Origin of the sequence: Pseudovibrio sp. Tun.PSC04-5.I4 (assembly GCF_900104145.1) — a bacterium.
Taxonomy (GTDB): Bacteria; Pseudomonadota; Alphaproteobacteria; order Rhizobiales; family Stappiaceae; genus Pseudovibrio.
In genome coordinates, this window is record NZ_FNLB01000006.1 from 63,956 (window position 1) to 86,864 (window position 22,909).

Sequence of the window (22,909 nt, forward strand, 5' to 3'; positions counted from 1 at the left end):
CAATCCCTATTTCTTGCACTCGTCTATCCGAATATCGCTTTGTACTGCCCTATTAGTATTTGCTCATTCTCTTTATCTAGCGGAAGAAGAGGTGCGCGGACACTTTTCCAGTGATTATCTTGATAGTGATGGGCACAAAGTGCTTTTACCGCAGGTGTCACAGGCATGGAGACGATGGTGTCGACAATATCCGAGATTTTTTTATTGTCTTTGCCTGTATTGACCAAGTCTGCCAACTCTTGGCTTTTGACATTAGCCAAGCCGCTGATGCAGCCTTCCGAGCCGAGACGAACAGCTTTTGCAAGAAAACGCTCATCCCCAATAAGGATAGCCAGCCTGTCTTTCAAATTTAGGAAGGCTTCAGCCTGTTCCCAATCTCCGCAGGAGTCCTTGATCCCATAAACAAGTTCCGGAAATTCGTTGTGCAGTTGCTCTGCAAGCGCAGGTGTAATCATCGCTCCGGTCAACTGCGGAATATGGTAGAGAATGATGCGAAGGTTTTGGCCTGCGAGCGGAGAAAGAACAGCCCTGAACCAAAGATGAAATCCTTCATCAGGTATTCCGCCAAAATAATGAGGTGGGGCGAGTAAGAACGTGCTGCAACCAAGATCGATGGCGGCCCGAATCTGTTCCAGTGCTACTGCTGCACTGTTCTGAACCACTCCGATTGTGAGTTGCTTCGCATCGACACCACCGTCAATGAGTGTGGAAATAGATTTAGCACGATCATCTTGCGACAGGCTTGGGCCTTCTCCTGTGGTACCGAATAGACAAAGGCCAGAGCACCCATTGGACAGAAGCATTTTTGCGTGCTGTAACATCAATTTAACGTCAACTTCGCCGCCTAAGTCAAATGGAGTTACCAGTGCGGCCGATACTCCATATATACCGATGCTCATTTCGCGTTTCTCTTCTTTTTCATACAGGATTGTTCGTAACATGTTAGTTGTCGCATAACTGTGTTGTCAATTCAATGTGTTTATGTATTATGTGATTTGGAGAGCTTTTGTTGCGAATATCAAATAACAAATTAGGTTGTTTGAGTTTTTCAAAGTTAATACGAATTTACTTGGGAGGGTAATTCAAATGTTTGTTCTCACGAAACGTCAAGTTATTGGCGCTCTTATGAGCGCTACTGTGTTGATGTCTATGCCAGCAATGGCGAATGATGCCATTAAACTTCGCATTTCTTCACCAGCTGTTGAAAGCGATTGGCACGCCAAAATGCTAACAGTGTTCAAGGAAGAACTTGAAAAGACGGCTCCGGGTGAATTTAACGTTGAGATTCATCTCAATGCTTCCTTGTTTAAGCAAGGCACAGAGCCAATAGCTATGCAACGTGGTAACCTTGATATGGCGATGATGTCAGCTCAGGATATTGCAAAGCAGATTCCAGAATGGTCTGCGTTCACAGCTGGTTATCTCATTCGCGATCCTGATCATCAGCAGAAAGTTTTCCGCTCTGATCTTGGCAAGAAGTTTTACGACATGGTTGCTGCCAAGATGAAGATCCAGATTCTGGATGTTGCCTATCTTGGTACCCGCCAACTTAACTTGCGCAGCGATATGAAGGTAAGCACTCCTGAAGATCTTAACGGCGTGAAGTTACGTATGCCGGGCTCAGATGCATGGCAGTTCCTTGGTAAGGCCCTTGGCGCAAACCCAACCCCTATGGCTTTTGGTGAAGTCTACACTGGGTTGCAGACAGGGGCTGTCGATGGACAAGACAATCCGCTGCCAACTGTTAAGGCTGCAAAATTCTACGAAGTCACAAAACAGATTGTAAAAACCGGGCATCTTGTCGATGGTATTTTCCTGTCTATGGCGAAGAAGAAGTTTGACAGCTTGAGCGCTGAACAACAGGAAAAAGTGATTTCAGCGGTGAAAGCAGCATCGGCTTACAATAACGAAAACCGTATTGCTGATGAAGCAAATCTTGAAGCGTTTTTCGAAGGTAAAGGCCTGACTGTATCTACACCAGACGTTGCTGCCTTCCGCGCACGAGTTCAGAAAATGTATCTGGAAAGCGATTTTGCGAAGAGCTGGCCAGAAGGCATTGTCGAGCAGGTTAACGCAATTAAGTGAGGGCTGTCGTGCTGAAGCTTAAAGCTTGGGTGCAACATCTAGTGGAATTCATGGCGGTCGTTCTTATGATCGCCATGTTCACCTTCTTCCTGTTGCAGATCTTTTTCCGTTACATCCTCAATGATCCACTTTCCTGGACTTCAGAGGCCTGCACGCTGACGTATGTCTGGGTTGTCTTCTGGGGTGGGGCGTTTTTGCTCAAACCTCAAGATCACGTTGCATTTACAATGGTGCACGATGCTGCGCCGCCACATGTAAAACGGATTCTAACAGTGCTGTTTTGCTTGGGCATTGGTGGCATGTTTGTGGTGGGGCTACCGCAGATCTGGGATTATATTACTTTCATGCAGATCGACAGAACACCAATCTTGCGTATTCGGTTTGATTTTGCCTATGCAATCTTTATCCCCTTTGCGCTTGCTGTCGTTATTCGTTGCGTTGGAGATATCGTTTCTGCCATGCGCATTGAGAAAACGACAGACTAATATTTTATGGTGGGCGCAACGTATGCGCTAGGGAGCATTCATGAGTTTCGCGTTTATCGCTTCAATCACGAGTCTGTTTGGAGCCGCTTTGATTGGTGCTCCTATTGCTTTGGGCATCTTCGCGGCATCCATCACCTACTTGCTATTGAGCGGTCAGGATATGGGACTCGTGGCGGAACAAAGCCTGAATGGCTTGTTCAATTCCTTCGTGTTGCTCGCTGTCCCGCTCTTTATAATTGCCGCGAACATCATGAACGCGAGTGCCGTCACTGACCGTCTTTTGGAATTTTGCATCGCTCTTGTTGGCCGATTCCGTGGGGGGTTGGCGCAGGTGAACGTTATTGCCAGTCTGATTTTTTCTGGTATGTCCGGCTCTGCAATCGCAGATGCTGCCGGAATTGGACACATCATCATTCGCATGATGACTAAGGAGGGGCGTTATCCTCGCGGCTTTGCAGCTGCTGTCACTGCTGCCTCAAGCGTCATTGGGCCAATCATCCCGCCGTCTATCCCTATGATTATGTACGCTTTGGTTTCAGATACATCCATCGGATATCTGTTCCTTGGCGGTATTATACCCGGGCTTACAATGGCTGTTTTCCTGATGGCCTATAATTTTTACGCGGCTCGCAAGCGGAACTTCCCGCGTGATGAGGTTGTTCCTCTCAACAAGATCCCCGGCGTTACAGTTCGTGCGTTTCCAGCCCTGATGCTTCCGGTCATTCTACTTTCAGGGATTTATGGAGGAGCGACGACACCAACTGAAGCTGCCGCAGTTGCAGCCGCCTATGCGCTTATTCTGGCGGTATTTTTCTACCGCTCATTGGGTTTGAAAGCGCTTTACATCTCAATCCTGGAAGCAGCGCGGTCTACGTCTATCATCGGGCTTATAATTGCTGCTGCACTGATCCTGAATTATCTGGTGGCCAGTGAGAATATCCCGAATCTTGTCGCCGATAAGTTGTCAGGTTGGGACACATCTCCCCTGGTGTTTATGCTAGCGATTATGGCCTTGTTCATGCTGCTGGGGTGTTTGTTTGATGCAACAACACTGCTTCTAATTGTTGTTCCGTTGTTCTTGCCCACTGCACGGTCTTTAGGGATTGATCTAGTGTACTTCGGTGTCGTTATTACACTCAATATTATGATTGGGTTGATTACACCGCCTTACGGGGTTCTGTTATTTGTCATCAACGGCATCACGGGTATACCCCTGCGGGAAATCATTCGTGAGATTTGGGCGTTCCTATTTGTGCTCATATGCGCCTTGATGGTTCTGGTTCTTATGCCTGATCTCATTTTGTTTCTGCCCAAAATGTTTGGTTATCTGCCTCAGTAAGCTGACTCCTAACAATTGAGCAATGCATGGATTATTTCTATCTAAAAGGTCTGTCCTCAAACAAATAGACAACAAATTCTCAGGATGGGTCTCCCGCCTGATTTGGTATTTTGATGGAAATCTCGAGATCCCTAGCGTAAACTGTAAGTACGTCTTAATAGATAGACGTATACCCAGAGATGCAAAAAAATATATCATGCGCATTCTGAGAATAACGGAAGTCTGCGATCGTCTATTACGCCAATAAAAACAATAATATGCGAGGATGTCAGCAGCTGCTTTGAGGGGGAACTCTATGAATCCGGCTGAGTGGTTGGCAAGAGCTGCAAAAATAACACCGCAGGCACCTGCATTACTTCATGGCACACATGTCATTGCCAATTATGCTGAATTTGGGCAGCGGTCCGCGTCCATTGCAGCTGGTTTGCAACGCAGTTTTGGCATCACGAAAGGGGATCGTGTTGCACTCTTCATGAAGAACCGGACGGAATATCTGGAGGCCAGTTATGGCATCTGGTGGTCTGGTGCTGCTGCTGTGCCAATCAACGCCAAGCTCCACGCCAAGGAAGCGGCGTGGATCATCGAGAACTCAGGCGCATCTGTTGTGTTTGTCTCAGATGATGTGGGCGATGACCTGCGCGCTGAAATAAACTCCTCAAAAACCAAAGTGATTTCCGTCGATCAGCCTGAATACGCGAAGATGTACGAGGTTGATCCTCTGGCAAATCCTGTTCCGATTGAGGCGCAGGATATGGTCTGGCTGTTCTATACGTCCGGCACAACAGGTCGCCCCAAAGGGGTGATGATGTCCTCGCAAAATATCCAAAGCATGATGCTGGGCTATTACGCTGGAGTTGGCACGCCCACAAACAAAGATGCATCGCTCTACGCAGCCCCCATGTCACATGGGGCGGGCATCTACAGCTTCATGCATGTGGTGGCTGGTGGTCGTCATGTCTGCCCGATCTCTGGTGGGTTTGATGCCGCAGAGATTTTGGAGATCGCCCCGAAAATCGGCAATATCGCCATGTTTGCAGCACCTACCATGGTGCGCAGACTGGTGGATGTGGCAAAGGAAACCGGTGCTACGGGTGAGGGGCTGGACACAATCATCTACGCAGGCGGACCGATGTACTTTGCCGATATCGTCGAGGCCGTTGATGTCATGGGGCCGCGGTTTGCGCAGATTTACGGGCAGGGTGAATGCCCAATGGCGATCACGGTGCTGAGCCGGGAACAAGTCTGCGATAGAAAACATGCCCGTTGGGAAGAAAGATTGAAATCAGTTGGGGTAGCTCAAGTCGCGTCCTGCGTGCGCGTGGTAGATGAGGGCATGAAAGATCTGCCAACCGGAGAGATCGGAGAGATTGTCGTATTTGGGTCTGCTGTCATGCGGGGCTACTGGAACAACGCGGAAGCAACCGCGTCCACAGTCCTTGATGGGTGGCTCAAGACAGGCGACATGGGCGCGTTGGATGCCGATGGTTTCCTCACAATGCACGACCGCTCCAAGGATATGATCATCTCGGGTGGCTCCAATATTTACCCGCGTGAAGTGGAAGAAATTCTGCTGATGCATCCAGCTGTTTCCGAAGCCGCCGTTGTTGGTCGGTTTCATGAAGAATGGGGAGAAGAGGTTATTGCAATCATCTCTCCAGAAAAAGGAAAGACCGTTGATGTTGCAGAGCTGGACAAGCTTTGCATAGACAATATCGCCCGTTTCAAGCGCCCGAAAGATTACCTGATCATGGAACAATTGCCCAAGAATAACTACGGCAAGATCATGAAGCGAGATCTGCGGGACATGCTGAAAAATTCAGGTAAGGTGAAATAGACAGATGATAACCTATGAAATTCGGAGTGCGCGTTCAAAAGATATCTCTCAAATCGGGGCTGTCGGTCTGGCCTCTTGGAAACGGGGGATCGGGCCACACGTGCCCTCGGTTGCCCACGACACCATGAGTGAAGCGTCCTATACGGATTTCGCAAGTGAAAGTCTGGATCAGATCATCGTTGCAGTAGAAGGAGATCACCTTCTCGGCTTTGCCGCGACAGAGCACGCAGACAATTTCATCACTGACCTTTGGATTGACCCAACCAGCGAAAGCAAAGGGTTGGGCTCAGCTCTTTGCGGGGAAGCAGAACGACGCATCGCAGCGCGGGGCTACAACACAGCTGAAATTTCTGTGCTCATTCAAAACGAGCGAGCCGCCGGGCTTTACCAGCATATGGGCTACGAAGAACTGCGCCGCGAAACTAAGTTCGACGAAGATTTGCAATGCGAAATCAGCTACATCCGCCTGCGCAAACATCTACCGTTCCACGTAGAGGAAATTGCCTGAGGAGAGGTCTCCTCAGGCACAAAGCATAGGTCCAATAACTAGGAAGCGGTTTCCGGATAAGAATACGCGGAAAAACGGGAGCTTAAGGCCGATTGTTTTAAGCTCTTAGCGCAGGCGCTCTCCATCTGGCTTGAACAACAATACACGAGACGCTGGCAATGTAAGCGTTAGCACCTCGGTGCGTTGATCCAACCGGTCGCCGCGACTTTCCGCAATCACTTGCGTGCCATCTGGCAGGTCGCAATAGGCGTAACTGGTTTCCCCAAGGTTCTCGACAAGAGTAACACGCGCCTCCGCACGGATCCCCGCGCCAGCCTGACCCACGACAAAGTGCTCTGGGCGAATACCGACTGTGACCAACGCCCCTTCAACAACAGGCTCGGAAATACCCGGCACAACGAGTGTCCCGTCATCAAATCCGGCAACGGAAATCTCTAGACCGGCTGGGGAGGAACCAACCGCCTTGCCACTCAGGAAGTTCATCTTGGGAGAGCCGATGAAGCCCGCCACAAACTGGTTTGCAGGATCATCGTAAAGGTCCAGCGGCCTTCCGTATTGGCGAATGTATCCGTCTTCCAGCACCACAATCTTGTCCGCCAGTGTCATGGCTTCCACCTGATCATGGGTCACGTAGATCATGGTTGCTTTGACTTCCTTGTGCAGCTTGGCAAGCTCAATACGCATCTGCACGCGCAGCTCTGCATCAAGGTTGGAGAGCGGCTCATCAAACAGGAAGACTTTGGGGTTGCGAACAATCGCGCGGCCAATGGCAACACGTTGGCGTTGACCACCCGATAGTGCCTTCGGATGACGCTCCATAAACGGCCCAAGCTGAAGAATACGCGCAGCTTCCCCCACACGCTCCGCGACTTGTGCTTTGGAATGACCCGTCATCTTCAAGCCAAAGCCCATATTCTCGGCGACCGTCATATGCGGGTAAAGTGCATAGCTTTGAAACACCATGGCAATGCCGCGCTGAGACGGGTCAACCTTGGTCACATCCTCATTGTCAATGTGAATGGTTCCAGCATTGGTGGTCTCCAAACCGGCAATACTGCGCAAAAGAGTAGACTTGCCACAGCCGGATGGGCCCACGAAAACAACAAACTCGCCCTCTTCAATTTCAAGGTCCACGCCATGGATCACCTGCGTGTCGCCATAACTCTTTTTTAGATCACGCAACACAACTGCGGTCATTGGTTTCCCCTCCCAGTAAAACCTGATGCACGGACCCCGTGCAAACTAAAAATATGTTGGGCTCAAAGCCCTTAAAAACTAATGCCCCATAGCAACCTGAGCGGTCTCGGCAATATCACGCACCGCAATGCGCATGTCCGGCAAAAACTGGTCCACCATCTTATCCAGCGATGTCACATAGGTGGTGCTGGTCACAGAAAGCGCACCAATCGGCTCGCCGCGCTTGTTCAGGATCGCCAGCGAAATGCAGATGATGGTGTCTTCGTGCTCCTCATCATCAAACGCACAACCGCGCTCACGAATGCGCACAAGCTCCTCACGCAGCATTTGCTCGTTGACCAGCGTCTTGGTCGTGTGCCGCTGGAACGACTGTGCCTTGATCGCTTCAACCAGCCGTGCCTCTGGCAAAGCTGAGAGCATGGCCTTGCCAACACCCGTGCAATACGCAGGGCCAATCTTGCCCGGACTGGAGAACATGGCAATGCTGCGCGGTGGTAAGCGCTTATCGACGTAAAGCACCTGATTATTGTCCAGGATCGCAAGATGGATCGTCTCCGGGATCTTTGCGCTCAACTGGTCCAATGCATCACAGGCGACGCTGGCAAGGCTTGCTTTGCTCCACGCAGAATGCGCAAGCCGCAACACCCGCATGCCGATGCTGTAGGTCTGGTGAGCCTCGTCATGCACCAGCATACCCTCCTTCACCAGCTGCTTTAGTTGCCGGTGCAGTGTGGCACGAGAAAGCGGAAGCGTGTTCAGCAGCTCCACAAATCTTGGTGGCGATTCGGCAAGGGCAACTGCATCCAGGACTGCAAGGGCTTTAGAAATTGGGCTGGTGAGGTCGATCTCTGTTTCCTCAGCAACTCCTTGGGGTTTCTCTCCCATTTACGTTTATTCCCTTACTTATTCCGGAAACCTATTTTTTCGAGACAGATTTCTTCTTGCATCCTTCGGTTGACAATTATGCATTACCACGCGACCATTTCAATGGTCAAAACAAAGTTTCATTGAATGGAACTTTTTTGATCACTTTTACTGGGAGGTTTAGGGTGTTTAATTTTAGCAAAAAAGCTGCGGGCGGATTCGCAGCGGCATTTATGATTACAAGTTCAGCGTATGCAGCAGGAGATCTGGTTATCAATCTTGACCAGACTGATCCGGCTCCAAAAAAAGCATTTGAAGACATCGTCGCAGGCTTCTCCAAGGAGAACCCGGATGTGAACGTCATCGTCAACACGATGCACAAAGAAGGCTACAAAACGTCCATTCGTAACTTCCTCACAGCAGATGCTCCAGATCTGGCAACATGGTACGCGGGCAACCGCATGGCACCATTCGTCAACGCTGGCCTGTTTGAGGATGTCTCCGATGTGTGGGAAGAAAATGGCCTCAACGAACAGTTGAAGTCAGCAGCTGCGTCGATGACCATTGATGGCAAAAAATGGGGTGTTCCCTACACGTACTACCAGTGGGGCATCTATTACCGCAAAGACATCTTCGCGGAAAAGGGCATCGAAGTTCCAACAAGCTGGGATGAGCTGGTTGCAGCATCTGCGAAGCTGAAAGCTGCTGGTATTGACCCGTTCACAATCGGCACAAAAGCTCTTTGGCCAACAGGTGGCTGGTTCGATTACATGAACCTGCGCGTCAATGGCTACGAGTTCCACATGGACCTCACATCCGGCAAAGTGCCTTACACTGACCCGCGTGTGAAAGCGACCTTCGACAAATGGGCCGAAATCGTTAAGCCGGGCTACTACAACGCAAACCATGCAGCTCTGGACTGGCAAGAAGCTGTGCCAGCACTCGTGCAGGGCAAAGCGGCCATGTATCTCATGGGTAACTTCGCCGTGGACGTGTTCAAAAACGGCGGCCTGAAGGAAGAGCAGATCGGCTTCATGCAGTTCCCGGAAATTACACCGGGCATTCCAATGGCTGAAGATGCACCGACGGATACTATTCACATTCCTGCAAAAGCCAAAAACAAAGAGGACGCGAAGAAGTTCCTTGCGTACATGGCGCGCGCAGATGTGCAAACAGCAATCAACGTAACACTTGGTCAGCTGCCAGTGAACTCAGGGGCCGAACGTCCTGAAAAACGCATCTTGCAGCAGGGCTTTGACATGTTGTCCGGTGCTTACGCTCTGGCGCAGTTCTATGACCGTGATGCTCCCGCTGCAATGGCGAAAGCAGGCATGGAAGGCTTCCAGGAATTCATGGTGAAGCCAGAACGTGTTGACGCAATTTTGCAGCGTCTCGAAAAAATCCGAACCCGCGTTTACAAGTAGTAGGTTTTCGGAATTCATACGTAGGGTGGTGGAAGATTTCACCACCCTACGCTCTAGAATTGGATAATGCAGAAGCACCAAATCTTCTGCGGGGGACATAGATGAGCGAGCAGACCTTGGCTCCTGTATCTTCCGGAAACTCACAAAAGTTTTCTGGAGGACCTGCGACTACAGGCGCCAGCAAAACCAGATCATCGACGTGGATTGCCAATCAGCGCAAATTTGCACCCTGGCTGTTTTTAGCGCCGGGAGTTTTGATGTTTACGATCTATGTGATTGCGCCAATTGGCCAGTCACTCTGGATCAGCCTGTATGAATGGGATGGCATGGGTGCCAAAACCTTCATCGGCATTCAAAACTATATCGAGCTTGTAGACGATGAGGCGTTTTACACCGCGCTGTATAACAATGTTCTTTGGCTGGTGCTTTACATGCTGGCAGTGCCCGCTGGCTTGATGATTGCGATTTTCCTCAATCAAACAGTCACCGGCATTCGCATTTATAAATCACTTTTCTTTTTCCCATTTGTCATCAGCCAGATCGTTGTTGGTCTGATTTTCTCATGGTTTTATGCCCCAAACTTCGGCCTGTTTACCAAACTGCTGGAGTTCATTGGCATTGAAGGCGTTGCTATTCTGGCGGATGAAAGGTTTGTCACCTATGGCATCATCGTTGCTGGCTTATGGCCGCAAATCGCCTATTGCATGATCCTGTATCTCACAGGCCTCAATAACGTCTCTCCCGACCAGATCGAAGCGGCACGACTTGACGGTGCCAAAGGCTGGAAGATGCTGTGGTACGTCATCATTCCGCAGTTGCGCCCGGCCACATTCATTGCTGTTGTCGTCACCATTATCGGCGCGCTCCGCTCGTTCGATCTGGTGTCGATCATGACCAGTGGCGGCCCTTACGGGTCCAGCCGCGTGCTTTCCTATTACATGTACGAGCAAGCGTTGTCTGAGTACGGCTTCCGCATGGGCTACGGTGCGTCCATTGCTGTTGTCCTCTTTGCCATCATGATGGTGTTCATCACACTGTTCATTGTGCGTATGCTCAAAGACGAGAAGGGGGGCTACTAAGATGTTCCCAACTCCGATTGCACATGCATCCACGTCAGCTCGTGTCGCCTACAAAGTTGCACTGCCTGTCTCGCTCGTGGTTTGGTTGCTGCCGCTCATCGGTGTCATGATCACCTCCATTCGTCCAGGGTCAGATCTGGCAATGGGCAACTACTTCGGCATTCCATCCTCGTTTGAGTTTAGCAACTACCTAACGGTGTTTCAAAACACCCCCATGGGCTTGTTCATCCTGAACTCGTTCAGGGTCACAATCCCAACGGTGATCGGCGCCGTGGCTCTGTCTTGCCTGACGGGGTATGCGCTGTCGACCTACAAGTTCAAAGCCAATCTGTGGCTGTTTTTCATGTTCGTTGCAGGTAACTTTGTGCCCTTCCAGATCCTCATGGTTCCGGTTCGTGATCTCACTCTCAAAATGGGCCTGTATGATACCGCAACGGGTTTGGTATTATTCCACGTTGCCTTCCAAACTGGGTTCTGCACGCTCTTCATGCGCAACTTCATCAAGGCGCTGCCAAGCGAACTGATTGAGGCCGCCCGCGTTGAAGGTGTCTCGGAACTACGGATCTTTTGGTACGTGGTGCTTCCGCTCATGCGTCCAGCCATTGCAGCTTTGTCAGTGCTCATCTTCACCTTCATCTGGAACGATTTCTTCTGGGCGACTGTGCTGGTTCAAGGCACTCACGCAATGCCAGTCACCGGCGGCATCATCTCTCTCAACGGGCAATGGGTTGCCCAATGGCATCTGGTCTCCGCAGGCTCCGTTGTGGCGGCCATGCCACCTGTCATCATGTTCTTCCTCATGCAAAAGCACTTCATTGCCGGGCTAACGCTGGGAGCAACGAAGGGGTGAGGCAAATACACAAACCTTAAGCAGCCTGTTCCAATTCATAGGGACACTCTGCTTAGGGTTTTCACCAGTGTTGGAGGCATTGCGAAAAATGCCAAGGTGCCTCCAGCTAATAATAACCATAAAAGGAAACAGGGGGCATAAATGAACCAAGTGGTATCGACAAATAACGACCTCCGTCAGATCACATCTGCAAGCAGCTGGATTGCCGTTGACTGGGGAACATCCAGTCTGCGGGCATGGCTGATAGACGAAAACGGAACAACGCAAAACCACGCAAAAACCACGCAAGGGGCTGGTACGCTTCAACCCTCTGAGTTTGAAGGGGTTTTGCTGGATTTGGTCGGAGACTGGCTCCCGAGCAACGCAAACCCAACGCAAGTGTACATTTGCGGCATGGCTGGCAGCCGTCAGGGCTGGACCGAAGCTGAATATGTGCCTGTCCCAACCAAACTGACAGAACTGCACACGCAGCTTGTTGCGCCAAAAACAACCAATGCCCGTATCCAGCCGTTCATAGTGCCGGGACTCTGCCAAAAATCAGCGGAACACCCGGATGTTATGCGCGGTGAGGAAACACTCCTGCTCGGTATTCTGGACGAGTTATCAAACAAATCCGGCGTGTTTTGTCTGCCCGGTACTCACAGCAAGTGGGTGGAGATGGAAGAGGGGACAATTACCCGAACCTCCACTTTCCTCAGCGGCGAGTTATTCGCGTTGATCGCAAAGCAGTCCATCCTGCGTCACTCTCTGGATACAGAGGCAGAATTGGACAAGGATGTATTCCTGTCCACGCTGGATCAACTGAAAAATCAGGAAGCTACATTGCTCGGAAACCTGTTTGGATTGCGGGCCGGGCAATTGCTGAACGGCACCAGCACCCAAGCTGGAGCCTCACGCCTCTCTGGACTTATTATCGGAACAGAGCTGCTTGGTATGTTGGCTAAATGCGGGAACAACCCTCCCAAAGAGGTGCATCTGGTCGGAGGAAGTGTTCTGGCCGAAACTTACGCCCTCGCTCTCCAGCATCTGGGTATCAAACCAACTTTGCATGATGCAGATAAAGCTGCACTCAAAGGACTTTCCGTTGTTAGAAAAGGCGCACAAAATGACAACAATTAAAAAACCCGCCCCACGCAACCTTATGGCTATCCTCCGTGGCGTGAAACCAACTGAAATTCTGGATATCGTAGAAGCGCTTATAGATGCAGGCTTTTCCAAGATCGAAGTGCCTCTCAATTCACCGGATGCGCTCACATCTATCTCCATGGCGCAGGAAAAATTCGGCAACCTATCCGCCATCGGAGCGGGCACAGTTTTAACCGCAGAGGCGGTAAAGCAGGTTCGCGCTGCTGGCGGAACGTTCATCGTCTCTCCCAACTACGATGAAGATGTTATCCGCACCACAAAAGCAGAAGGCATGGCCTCCTACCCCGGAGTTCTTACCCCTTCTGAATGTTTTGCAGCGCTCAAAGCAGGTGCTGATGCACTCAAGATTTTCCCGGCGTTTCAGGTCGGCGTAAAAGGAATACAGGCACTGCGTGCAGTGCTGCCCAAAGAGATGCTCGTCTATGCAGTTGGCGGAGTTGGCCCGGCTGAGTTTGCCGAATATGTATCAGCTGGCTGTCAGGGTTTTGGAATGGCCAGCAACCTTTACAAACCGGGTTACACAGCCGCGCAAGTAGCTGAACGGGCAAAAGAAATGGTAGCTGCCTATGATGCTTTGCAGCTCGGAGCCAATGCATGAGTGAGCCCTATGTATTTGCGGATACACAGTGCAGTTTAGGGGAGGGGCCTCTCTGGGCCCCCTCCCACAACGCTTTGTTCTGGGTCGATATCAACAACAATATGGTGTTGAGAAAAGGGATAAACGGCGCACTCAAAACATGGCAGTTCGACGAACCTATTTCCGCGTTTGCCCAAATTCCTGAAACCGGCGATCTGATGTTATCCTCTGCAACGGGACTGTACCGCTGGTCTCCAGAAAAGCACACCAGAGAACTTATCCACCTTGTTGAGGACCAAAATCCGGTCACCCGCTCCAATGATGGCCGCACAGATCGCAGCGGTGGATTCTGGATTTCCTCCATGGGTCACAAAGCTGAAAAGGGCGCCGGTAGCCTTTACCGCTTCTTCAAAGGGGAATTAGCCAAGGTATCTGGGGATATCACAATCCCGAATTCCCTTTGTTTCTCGCCAGATGGCTCGGTTGCGTACTTTTCCGACACGGTGACATCCCAGATCATCAAATGGTCACTAAATGCACAAACTGGCTTGCCAGAAGGACCAGCAGAGATATTTGCCGATATCTCCGGGACAGGATTTGGCCCCGACGGTTCCGTAGTTGATGCTGAGGGATATCTCTGGAACGCTCAATGGGGCGGCTACAGAGTCGTACGCTATAAACCAGATGGTTCTATTGATCGAATTGTTGAGGTAGACGCAAGTCAACCATCTTGTCCTGCGTTTGGTGGGCCAGACTACAAGACGCTGTATATTACCACGGCTCGTGAAAACCTGAGTGAGGAACAATTGACAAAAGAACCTCTCTCTGGCGCTGTTTTCGCAGTCTCCATTGACACTCCCGGTCTCCCGGACCCCGAACTGCAAATGTGATCATATGAGCGAAAAGAAACACTTAGGTATCTGCTACTATCCAGAACACTGGCCACAGGAGATGTGGGCGCAAGATGCCAAAGAAATGGCTGAGCTGGGCATTACCTATGTGCGGATCGCTGAATTTGCATGGTCACGGATAGAGCCGGAACCCGGGTCGTTCAAGTGGGAGTGGCTGGACAAGGCAATTGAGACCCTCGCAAGTGTGGGCCTCAGGCTCATCCTGTGTACACCCACAGCAACCCCGCCGCGTTGGATGGTGGATAAACACCCGGACATGCTCGCCCTTGATGAGAATGGCAACCAACGCAAGTTCGGTTCTCGTCGTCATTATTGCTTCTCGCATGAAGGATACAGATGGGAATCTCGCCGGATTACAGAAATCCTCGCAGAGCGGTACGGTAATCACCCTGCTGTTGCAGGTTGGCAGACGGATAATGAGTACGGGTGTCATGATACCGTGCGTTCATGGTCCCAGTCGGCCCACAAAGGCTTTCAACTCTGGTTGGCGCAAAAGTACGGCACGATCAATGCGTTAAACGAAGCTTGGGGCAATGTGTTCTGGTCTATGGAATATAACAGCTTCGAACAGGTCGACCTGCCATATCTGACGGTGACCGAAAGTAATCCATCACATAGACTTGATTTCAAAAGATATTCCTCCGATCAGGTTGCCGAATTCAACAGTGAACAGGTCGATATTCTGCGCAAGCTGTCGCCCGGTCGTTCGATCATCCATAACTTCATGGGCAACACGTTTTCCTTTGACCATTACAAAGTTGGCGACCAACTCGATATTTCCAGCTGGGACTGTTATCCCCTTGGATTCCATAGCCAATACCAAATGGAAAACCCGCTCGGTACGCCTGAAGGATACTGGGAAGACTACTTCCAGCAAGGCGATCCAGATTATCAGGGCTTCCACCATGATCTCTACCGCCAAGCCGGTCATGGCCGCCTCTGGATCATGGAGCTGCAACCCGGCCCCGTGAATTGGGCACCGTATAACCCGATCCCGCTCAACGGTATGGTGCGCCTGTGGAGTTGGGAAGCTTTCGCCCATGGTGCTGAAACAACAAGCTATTTCCGCTGGAGACAGGCTCCATTCGCACAAGAGCAGATGCATGCAGGTCTCAAGCAGACCGATAATAAACCAGCTCAGGCCTTCGTTGAGGCAGCTCAAGTTGCTAAGGAAATCGAAGCACTTGGCCCGTTCACACCCTGCGAAGCACCGGTTGCTCTGGTTGTTGACTATGAAAGTCACTGGGCACACGAAACCCAGCAGCAAGGTCAGGACTTTAGCTATTTTCGATTGGTACTGGGATACTACCGCGCGCTGCGCCAGAAAGGCGTGGATGTAGAAATCATACGTCCAGCCTCTCAGGATCTATCCCCCTACAAGCTTGTCATTGTCCCCGCGCTCTACGCTTTGAGTGAAGACCTTTCCGAGAATCTCACTGCTTATGTTGAGTTCGGAGGTGTCGTCCTCGGTGGTCCACGATTGGGACAAAAAGACAAAAACTACCAGATCTCTCAGAAAACTCTACGCCTTCCTAGCCCGTTTGAAACACTGGAAGTTCTGCGTGTTGGCACCGGTCCTAAAGAGTTTGTCACCGTGGTTTGCGATATGGCAGATCAGGAGCGTGGCAAGGCTCATGTCTGGCAGGAAGAGATTATCACGAGCTTGCCGGTGTTGTTTGAAGATACAAATAAGCAGCCCGTCTTTATGGGCGAAAACAACATCTACTACGTTTCTGCCTGGGCTGATCCTGCATTGATGAATTCTATTCTGGATGAAGTGTTTAAGGCAGCAAAAATAGAGAAGGTAGAACTGCCCAATGGATTGCGGAGAAGCAAGACATCCATAGGCACATTCTATTATAACTACTCGAAAAATAAGTGGAATTTGAAAGCGCTTCGCTTAGCTGAAGCTGCTGAATTGGATGGATTGGAGCTGCCTCCAGCAGGGGTTGCTCTGGTTCGGGAAGGAATAGACGAGCTATGACTGAAGCTCCAAAGAAAAGACTACGCTCACAAGAGTGGTTTGACTCACCAGAAAACCCGGATATGACCGCGCTGTATTTGGAGCGCTATCTAAACTACGGCATCACGAAGGAAGAGCTTCAATCGGGTCGTCCAATCATCGGCATTGCACAGACTGGCTCTGACTTATCACCCTGCAACCGTCACCACCTTGTTTTGGCAGAGCGCGTCCGCGAAGGTATTCGCGAGATGGGTGGTATTTGCTTTGAATTTCCGGTGCATCCTATTCAGGAAACCGGCAAGCGCCCAACAGCTGCTCTGGACCGGAATCTGGCCTACTTGGGTCTGGTCGAGACGCTCTACGGTTATCCCCTCGATGGTGTTGTGCTTACCATCGGGTGTGACAAGACCACGCCAGCGCTGCTGATGGCCGCATCTACAGTCAACCTTCCAGCAATTTGCTTAACGGTCGGCCCAATGCTCAACGGCTACCACAAAGGCGAACGCGCCGGATCCGGTACCGTGATCTGGAAAGCGCGTAAGCTGCTGGCCGCTGGTGAAATTGACTACGATGAATTCATGGATATGGCTGCCGCCTCTGCTCCCTCAGTAGGCTACTGCAACACCATGGGCACCGCATCCACCATGAACTCCCTTGCCGAAGCTCTCGGCATGAGTCTTCCGGGCTGTGCATCTATTCCCGCTCCATACCGCGAGCGCGGCCAGATATCCTACGAGACGGGCAAGCGTATTGTGCAGATGGTGCATGAAGATCAGAAGCCATCTGACATTCTGACCCGTGAAGCCTTTGAAAATGCGATTGCAGTAAATTCAGCAATTGGTGGCTCAACCAACGCGCCCATTCACCTCAACGCAATTGCACGCCACATCGGTGTTGAGCTCAACAACGCTGATTGGCAAAGCCACGGTCACAAAATACCTTTGCTCGCAAATGTGCAGCCAGCTGGACTTTATTTGTCAGAGGAGTTCCACCGCGCAGGCGGTATTCCGGCCATTTTCTCAGAGCTTATGAAGCACGGTCATATCCATAAAGATATGATGACTGTCTCTGGAAAAACCATAGGCGAGAACTACGGCGACAGTCGTGTTGAAGATTACGATGTCATCTTCTCCTACGATAAGCCGATGATGAAAGATGCAGGTTTCCTCAACCTCACGGGCAATCTGTTCCGCTCCGCCATCATGAAAACCTCTGTAATCTCAAAGGAATTCAGAGCGCGTTACCTCTCCAATCCAGATGATCTAGAGGCATTCGAGGGCAAAGTCGTAGTGTTCGATGGCCCGGAAGAGTACCATAACAACATCAATAATGAAGAGTTGGGCATTGACGTAAACACGATCCTCGTCATCCGCGGAACTGGCCCTGTCGGCTATCCAGGTGGTGCTGAAGTTGTGAACATGCAGCCACCGGATGCTCTGGTGAAAGCTGGTATCGATGCCCTGCCTTGCATTGGTGATGGCCGTCAATCCGGGACTTCCGGCTCGCCGTCGATCCTCAACGCTTCTCCTGAAGCTGCTGTGATGGGTAGTTTGGCTCTACTGAGGAACGGTGATCGCGTTCGCCTCGACCTGAACAAAGGTGAAGCGAATTTGCTGATCTCCGATGAGGAGCTTGCTGTTCGTAAGGAAGAGCTTGCCGCAAAAGGCGGTTATGAGTTCCCCGGCCATCAGACACCATGGCAGGAAATTCAGCGCGGTCTCGTAGACCAGTTTGATGAAGGCATGGTGCTTAAACCAGCCGTTAAATACCAACGGATCGCCCAAAAGGGCTTGCCGCGTCACAGCCACTAACTGGCCCAAGCCTATGAATTAAAAAAGCCGCCTCAAATCCATGAGGCGGCTTTTTTCGTTTTTAAACGGAAGACTTAATCCTCGACAGCTGCCAACAGGCTTGCGTTGCCGCCAGCAGCCGTCGTGTCAATGCACAGGTGCCGCTCAAGCTGGTAGCGCTCTGGCTGGTTACGCTCAGTGATCAACTGCATCAGCGCACCGTTGCGGTCTGCCAATTCAGCTTTCATAAGCTTCAGATCGTGTTCTGTGTGGTTCGCTGCAACTGCATCAATGCCTTGCAGGTCGGTCAGTTCCCCCGCATTGAGCTGTCCCTCAATCGCAACAATCGGTGCGGAAAGAGGGCGCAGCTTAAGTGCCAGCTTCTCAGCATCTTCACCAATTGCGATCACACCATTGCCAGCAGCAAGCGCCAGAACCGCCTGATGTTGTAGGCTTTCCGCATCGGGGCCAAGGCAAAGCACTGTCCCGCGAGGGGCACCGTAAAGGCGATTGGATTCACCCGTTGGCCCGGGCATATCGTGCGCATGTTCAACCGCGAGCCTGTTGAGCAGACCCGTCTCGTTTACAAAAAGGGTCGCCAGCTCGGTAAACCGGCCAAAGTTTTCCGTCCATGTGCCAGTGCGTAATGCCCCATGCGCTTTGGAGATATCCTCGGCAGAAACAGACTTATCCAGCTTGACGCTCTCGGCAGAAGATGTGTCTGCAAGGCGGAAACGAGAAACGTAGTGAGGGCCACCCGCTTTTGGACCAGTGCCAGAAAGACCTTCACCACCAAATGGTTGAGAGCCAACAATCGCGCCAATCTGGTTGCGGTTTACATAAAGGTTGCCCACTTTCACGCGCTCAACAATATGCTGCACACGGCTATCAACGCGGGTGTGTAAGCCAAAGGTCAGGCCATATCCTTGCGCATTGATGGCATCGATGGTCTTGTCGATCTCATCTGCTTTGAAAGTCGCAATATGAAGCACTGGACCGAAGATCTCTTCCTCTAGTTCCTCGATCCCTTCCAGATGAATGAGGGTCGGACCAACAAAGTGCCCCTTTTGCGGAGCTTTCATCTGCTTAAGCACGCGGCCTTTTGCTGCCCATTTCTCACAATGCGCGGAAATCTTCGCTTGTGCCGCTGCATCAATAACCGGACCGACATCCGTGGAAAGGATCGCAGGGTTGCCAAGTTCCAACTCGTCCATCGCACCAAAAAGCATCTCTTTGAGATCTTCAAAGATGTCCTCCTGTACAAACAACATACGCAAGGCAGAACAACGCTGACCTGCGCTCTGGAAACTGGAGACGATCACATCCCGAACAGCCTGCTCTGGCAGAGCCGTAGAATCTACGATCATGGCATTGAGGCCACCGGTTTCAGCAATCAAAGGCGCAGATGGAGCAAGTGATTTCGCCATAGCACGGTTGATGTGCTGGGCCGTTGCGGTTGAACCGGTAAAGCAAACACCTGCAACCCGTGGATCAGAAGTCAGGGCCGCGCCAACGTCACCTCCACCTGGAAGCAGCTGAAGCGCTTCAACAGGGATGCCAGCTTTGTGCATCAAATGAGCTGCGAAAGTTGCGATCAACGGGGTTTGCGGAGCAGGCTTTGCGAGAACGGGATTGCCAGCCGCAAGAGCTGCAAAAATTTGTCCGGAGAAAATCGCAAGTGGGAAGTTCCAAGGCGAGATACAGGTGATAGGCCCGCGTGCTTCTGCCTTACCATCACGTTCTTCAAGGCGGATTGCCTCATTGGCGTAGTAGCGCGCAAAATCAACGGCTTCCCGTAGCTCGCCAATGGCATCCATATAGGTTTTGCCAGCTTCGCGGGTCAACAATGCGAAGATCTCAGCAGAGTTTTCTTCATAAAGATCAGCTGCTTTACGTAAGATGACAGCTCGGTCTTCCGGTGATTTGTCAGACCATTCCGCGCAGCCCTGATGTGCCGTTGTCAATGCAGCTTCAATCTGCTCAGGCGTTGCACTGGCAACATCGCCGACAACATCACGAAGATCAGCTGGGTTTTTTACTGGTTTTGCTTCACCGTTTTTCACCGATGCCGCAATGACAGGATGACCTTGCCATTTAGTTGCAGAATATTTTTCCAGATCAGCAACATAGTCTGCTTCTTGACGTGGATCACTCAGATCCCAACCCTTAGCATTCTTACGACCAGATCCATAAAGCGCAGGAGGAAGAGCAATCTTGCTATTGGCGATATCTTCGCCAAACTTTCCAAGGTGCGCCAGCGGATCCTGCGCGATAGCTGTCGGGCTAACGTTTGTATCGCGGATCTGGTGAACGAAGGAACTGTTCGCACCATTTTCCAGCAGGCGGCGGACCAGATAAGCCAGCAGATCTTTATGCGCCCCAACAGGAGCATAGATACGGCAGTTGGTGGCGTGCTTCTTCATGGCGCGTTCATGCAAGGCTTCGCCCATGCCGTGCAAACGTTGGAACTCGTAGGAATCCAGCGGCAGGTTCTTGGCAAGCTCAAGAACGCTGGCAACACTGTGTGCGTTATGGGTGGCAAACTGCGGGTAGATCCGGTCAGTCATGCCCAGCAGTTTTTCTGCGCAGGCAGTGTAGGAAATATCCGTAGAGACTTTACGTGTAAAGACAGGGTAGCCATCAATGCCAAGTGTCTGAGCGCGTTTGATTTCGCTGTCCCAATACGCGCCCTTTACAAGGCGAATCATGATCTTGCGATCATACTTCTCAGCAGTTGCATAAAGCCAGTCAATGACATGGATAGCACGTGGGCCAAAGGCCTGCACCACAACGCCAAATCCATCCCAACCTTCCGTGGAAGGATCGGCCAGCAGAGCTTCAATCACATCGAGAGACAGGTCCAGACGATCCGCTTCTTCCGCATCAATATTGAAACCCATATTGGAGGATTTCGCCAGCATGATCAGCGAGAGCGTGCGTGGAACCAACTCTTTCATCACCCGTTCGCGCTTGGCAAATTCATAGCGCGGATGCAAGGCGGAGAGCTTGACAGAAATACCGGGGTTCTGGCGAATGCTTGCGTGATTACAATTGCTGGAAAGCGCTGAAATAGCCTTAGAATAAGACAGGTGGTAGCGCTTTGCATCGGCATCCGTGCGAGCAGCCTCACCCAGCATGTCATAGGAATACGTAAAGCCGTTGCCTTCTTCGACACGAGCGTTGCGCATCGCTTCACGAATGGTGCGGCCAAGAACGAATTGGCGGCCCAGCTCTTTCATGGCTTGTGCAACAGCGGTCCGCACAACAGGCTCACCCATGCGCTTTACAACACCGCGAATGGTGCCAACAAGTCCGCGGTCATCTGGTGCGAGTACCTTACCAGTGAGCAGAAGAGCCCATGTTGACGCGTTGATGAGCGTTGAGGACGACTGACCCAAATGCTCGCCCCAGGCGCTCGGCGTAATCTTATCAGCAATCAGGGCATCAATGGTCTGGGCATCAGGCACACGCAGCAGAGCTTCAGCAAGACACATCAATGCGATGCCTTCCTGGGTTGAGAGACCATACTCGCCAAGGAAACTTTCCATGATGGTAGGGGAGGTGTTCGCGCGCAGATCTTCAATCAACTTAGCTGCGTTTTTCGAAGCACGGTCCCGTGCCGCCTCATCCATTTGCAACGAGCTGATCAGGTCCCGAACAACCTGATTTTCATCAGGAAAGTAATGATCTGTGATCGTCTTGCGGATTGTTTCCGGTGTAGCCTCTGATCCCATACCGTGCTCCCTACTAATAAATACCTATTTAGTTGAGTTGACCTTAGCAAAATGCCTATAGGGATGTTTCCTGTATTTTTTGATGGTGAAGACTATTCGACTTTGATACTGCATGAATGAAGAGAAAAACCGTAGAAAAGTAGGCTGCTATGGAGAAACTGGATGAGTTCGATCGCAAAATTCTGGAGAAACTGCAGAAAAACGGTCGCATAACAGTTACGGACCTTGCGAAAGAAGTTGGCCTATCCAAAACCCCCTGCCAAATCCGCATGAAAAAGCTTGAGGAAGCAGGGTACGTGCTGGGGTATCGGGCTGTGGTCGATCATGCCAAAATCGGGGCTGGACATATTGCGTTTGTGCAGGTGAAACTCAATGACACCCGGTCCAGATCACTTGAGGCATTCAACGCCGCTGCGCGTGCAATTTCGGAAATAGAAGAGTGCCACATGATCGCCAGCGGGTTTGATTATTTGCTTAAAGTACGAACCAAAGACATCGGCAGTTACCGAAAAGTGCTGGGTGAGAAGCTCTCGGAAATGCCGCATGTTGCTCAAACATCCACATTCGTATGCATGGAACCGGTTAAGGATCGTCCGCTTTAGTCAACCGCTCGCTGCATGTATTGAGCGCCGGGGCCATAGGTCCGCAACTTTTCTTTGAACGCGTCCTCATGGATCTCGCGAAAGCCTTGTGTCGTCCAAAACGCCAATGCGGAGGCCAGTGCAACAAGTGCAAAACGATTGATGTGAAGATTTCGCGCAATCTGACTCATATCCGCGAGAATAGCACGTGCCGCACCGATGCCTTGGGCGTCCGGCATCAAAGCAATGTCGTGAATGTAATAGACCTCAGCTTTTGTCGGCAATTCACCTAGCAAACTGGAAAGCGGCGGAATGCTGTGAGCTGCCCATGGGTGTGAGATGAAATAACCGACGATAACGTCATCGACTGACCTGCGCAGAATGCGGCTGCCCTCAGGAAACAGACGGATACGTTCACGAATGCTGGAAATGTCCTCGAGCAAATGCGGGTAGGTCGCCAGCATGATCTGCTCGACTACCGGTAAATCCGTTTCATTCATTAAGCTCCAGCGATGGTTTTTCATAATGTCTCTTGAGCGGTT

At 51.1% G+C, this 22,909-nt stretch carries 19 protein-coding genes; 14 read left to right on the top strand and 5 right to left on the bottom strand.

What is annotated here, in order from left to right:
- Nucleotides 1-23: 23 nt before the first annotated feature.
- Nucleotides 24-941 (bottom strand): dihydrodipicolinate synthase family protein, encoded by a 918-nt coding sequence (locus tag BLS62_RS05365; protein WP_093177912.1) that lies wholly within the window; start codon nucleotides 939-941, stop codon nucleotides 24-26.
- Between the two features lie 145 nt (nucleotides 942-1,086).
- On the opposite strand from BLS62_RS05365, the gene BLS62_RS05370 reads away from it, so the two are divergent.
- The 5 genes from BLS62_RS05370 (at nucleotide 1,087) to BLS62_RS05390 (ending at nucleotide 6,251) form a co-directional block, all read left to right on the top strand.
- On the top strand, nucleotides 1,087-2,085 hold the full coding sequence (locus BLS62_RS05370) for a sialic acid TRAP transporter substrate-binding protein SiaP (RefSeq protein WP_093177914.1): 999 nt from the start codon (nucleotides 1,087-1,089) through the stop codon (nucleotides 2,083-2,085).
- Nucleotides 2,086-2,135: 50 nt separating this feature from the next.
- A complete protein-coding gene (locus tag BLS62_RS05375) occupies nucleotides 2,136-2,570 on the top strand; it encodes a TRAP transporter small permease (RefSeq protein ID WP_143521524.1) in 435 nt (144 codons plus the stop codon).
- Nucleotides 2,571-2,610: 40 nt separating this feature from the next.
- On the top strand, nucleotides 2,611-3,909 hold the full coding sequence (locus tag BLS62_RS05380; protein WP_093177918.1) for a TRAP transporter large permease: 1,299 nt from the start codon (nucleotides 2,611-2,613) through the stop codon (nucleotides 3,907-3,909).
- Between the two features lie 295 nt (nucleotides 3,910-4,204).
- Nucleotides 4,205-5,743 carry a class I adenylate-forming enzyme family protein gene (locus BLS62_RS05385; protein WP_093177921.1) on the top strand — a complete coding sequence of 513 codons (1,539 nt, stop codon included), beginning with the start codon at nucleotides 4,205-4,207 and terminating at the stop codon, nucleotides 5,741-5,743.
- Between the two features lie 4 nt (nucleotides 5,744-5,747).
- Complete coding sequence (locus BLS62_RS05390; protein ID WP_093177923.1) at nucleotides 5,748-6,251, top strand: GNAT family N-acetyltransferase; 504 nt, start codon at nucleotides 5,748-5,750, stop codon at nucleotides 6,249-6,251.
- A 105-nt stretch (nucleotides 6,252-6,356) separates the two neighbouring features.
- Here the strand turns inward: BLS62_RS05390 and ugpC are convergent, their stop codons facing one another.
- Together ugpC and BLS62_RS05400 are read right to left on the bottom strand one after the other, a co-directional pair.
- Complete coding sequence (gene ugpC / locus BLS62_RS05395) at nucleotides 6,357-7,448, bottom strand: ABC transporter ATP-binding protein (protein ID WP_093177926.1); 1,092 nt, start codon at nucleotides 7,446-7,448, stop codon at nucleotides 6,357-6,359.
- Between the two features lie 78 nt (nucleotides 7,449-7,526).
- A complete protein-coding gene (locus BLS62_RS05400; RefSeq protein ID WP_093177928.1) occupies nucleotides 7,527-8,333 on the bottom strand; it encodes an IclR family transcriptional regulator in 807 nt (268 codons plus the stop codon).
- Between the two features lie 212 nt (nucleotides 8,334-8,545).
- Between BLS62_RS05400 and BLS62_RS05405 the strand changes: the two genes are divergently transcribed.
- The 8 genes from BLS62_RS05405 to BLS62_RS05440 all read left to right on the top strand — a co-directional run bounded on the left by BLS62_RS05405 (nucleotide 8,546) and on the right by BLS62_RS05440 (nucleotide 18,073).
- Nucleotides 8,546-9,736 carry an ABC transporter substrate-binding protein gene (locus tag BLS62_RS05405; RefSeq protein ID WP_093188457.1) on the top strand — a complete coding sequence of 397 codons (1,191 nt, stop codon included), beginning with the start codon at nucleotides 8,546-8,548 and terminating at the stop codon, nucleotides 9,734-9,736.
- Between the two features lie 101 nt (nucleotides 9,737-9,837).
- Nucleotides 9,838-10,815 (top strand): carbohydrate ABC transporter permease, encoded by a 978-nt coding sequence (locus tag BLS62_RS05410; RefSeq protein ID WP_244283530.1) that lies wholly within the window; start codon nucleotides 9,838-9,840, stop codon nucleotides 10,813-10,815.
- A gap of 1 nt (nucleotide 10,816) precedes the next feature.
- Nucleotides 10,817-11,665 (top strand): carbohydrate ABC transporter permease, encoded by an 849-nt coding sequence (locus BLS62_RS05415; protein WP_093177930.1) that lies wholly within the window; start codon nucleotides 10,817-10,819, stop codon nucleotides 11,663-11,665.
- Nucleotides 11,666-11,806: 141 nt separating this feature from the next.
- Entirely contained in the window at nucleotides 11,807-12,784 is a 978-nt protein-coding gene (locus BLS62_RS05420) for a 2-dehydro-3-deoxygalactonokinase (RefSeq protein ID WP_208990693.1), read from the top strand.
- Nucleotides 12,771-13,409: a 2-dehydro-3-deoxy-6-phosphogalactonate aldolase gene (locus tag BLS62_RS05425; RefSeq protein WP_093177933.1), complete on the top strand. Its 639-nt coding sequence runs from the start codon at nucleotides 12,771-12,773 to the stop codon at nucleotides 13,407-13,409. Before BLS62_RS05420 ends, BLS62_RS05425 begins: the two co-directional genes overlap by 14 nt.
- Nucleotides 13,406-14,278, top strand: a complete 873-nt coding sequence (locus BLS62_RS05430; protein ID WP_093177935.1) for an SMP-30/gluconolactonase/LRE family protein — start codon at nucleotides 13,406-13,408, stop codon at nucleotides 14,276-14,278. The genes BLS62_RS05425 and BLS62_RS05430 overlap by 4 nt, the downstream gene beginning before the upstream one ends.
- A 4-nt stretch (nucleotides 14,279-14,282) precedes the next feature.
- Nucleotides 14,283-16,283 (top strand): beta-galactosidase, encoded by a 2,001-nt coding sequence (locus tag BLS62_RS05435; protein WP_093177938.1) that lies wholly within the window; start codon nucleotides 14,283-14,285, stop codon nucleotides 16,281-16,283.
- Complete coding sequence (locus tag BLS62_RS05440; protein WP_093177940.1) at nucleotides 16,280-18,073, top strand: IlvD/Edd family dehydratase; 1,794 nt, start codon at nucleotides 16,280-16,282, stop codon at nucleotides 18,071-18,073. Before BLS62_RS05435 ends, BLS62_RS05440 begins: the two co-directional genes overlap by 4 nt.
- Before the next feature lie 74 nt (nucleotides 18,074-18,147).
- Here BLS62_RS05440 and putA read toward each other — a convergent pair whose 3' ends face one another.
- Complete coding sequence (putA, locus tag BLS62_RS05445; protein WP_093177943.1) at nucleotides 18,148-21,786, bottom strand: bifunctional proline dehydrogenase/L-glutamate gamma-semialdehyde dehydrogenase PutA; 3,639 nt, start codon at nucleotides 21,784-21,786, stop codon at nucleotides 18,148-18,150.
- 149 nt (nucleotides 21,787-21,935) lie between these two features.
- Between putA and BLS62_RS05450 the strand changes: the two genes are divergently transcribed.
- Nucleotides 21,936-22,388 carry an Lrp/AsnC family transcriptional regulator gene (locus BLS62_RS05450; protein ID WP_093177946.1) on the top strand — a complete coding sequence of 151 codons (453 nt, stop codon included), beginning with the start codon at nucleotides 21,936-21,938 and terminating at the stop codon, nucleotides 22,386-22,388.
- Here the strand turns inward: BLS62_RS05450 and BLS62_RS05455 are convergent.
- Nucleotides 22,385-22,891, bottom strand: coding sequence for a GNAT family N-acetyltransferase (locus BLS62_RS05455; RefSeq protein ID WP_093177949.1), 507 nt, complete (start codon nucleotides 22,889-22,891; stop codon nucleotides 22,385-22,387). The genes BLS62_RS05450 and BLS62_RS05455 overlap by 4 nt on opposite strands.
- Between the last annotated feature and the right edge of the window lie 18 nt (nucleotides 22,892-22,909).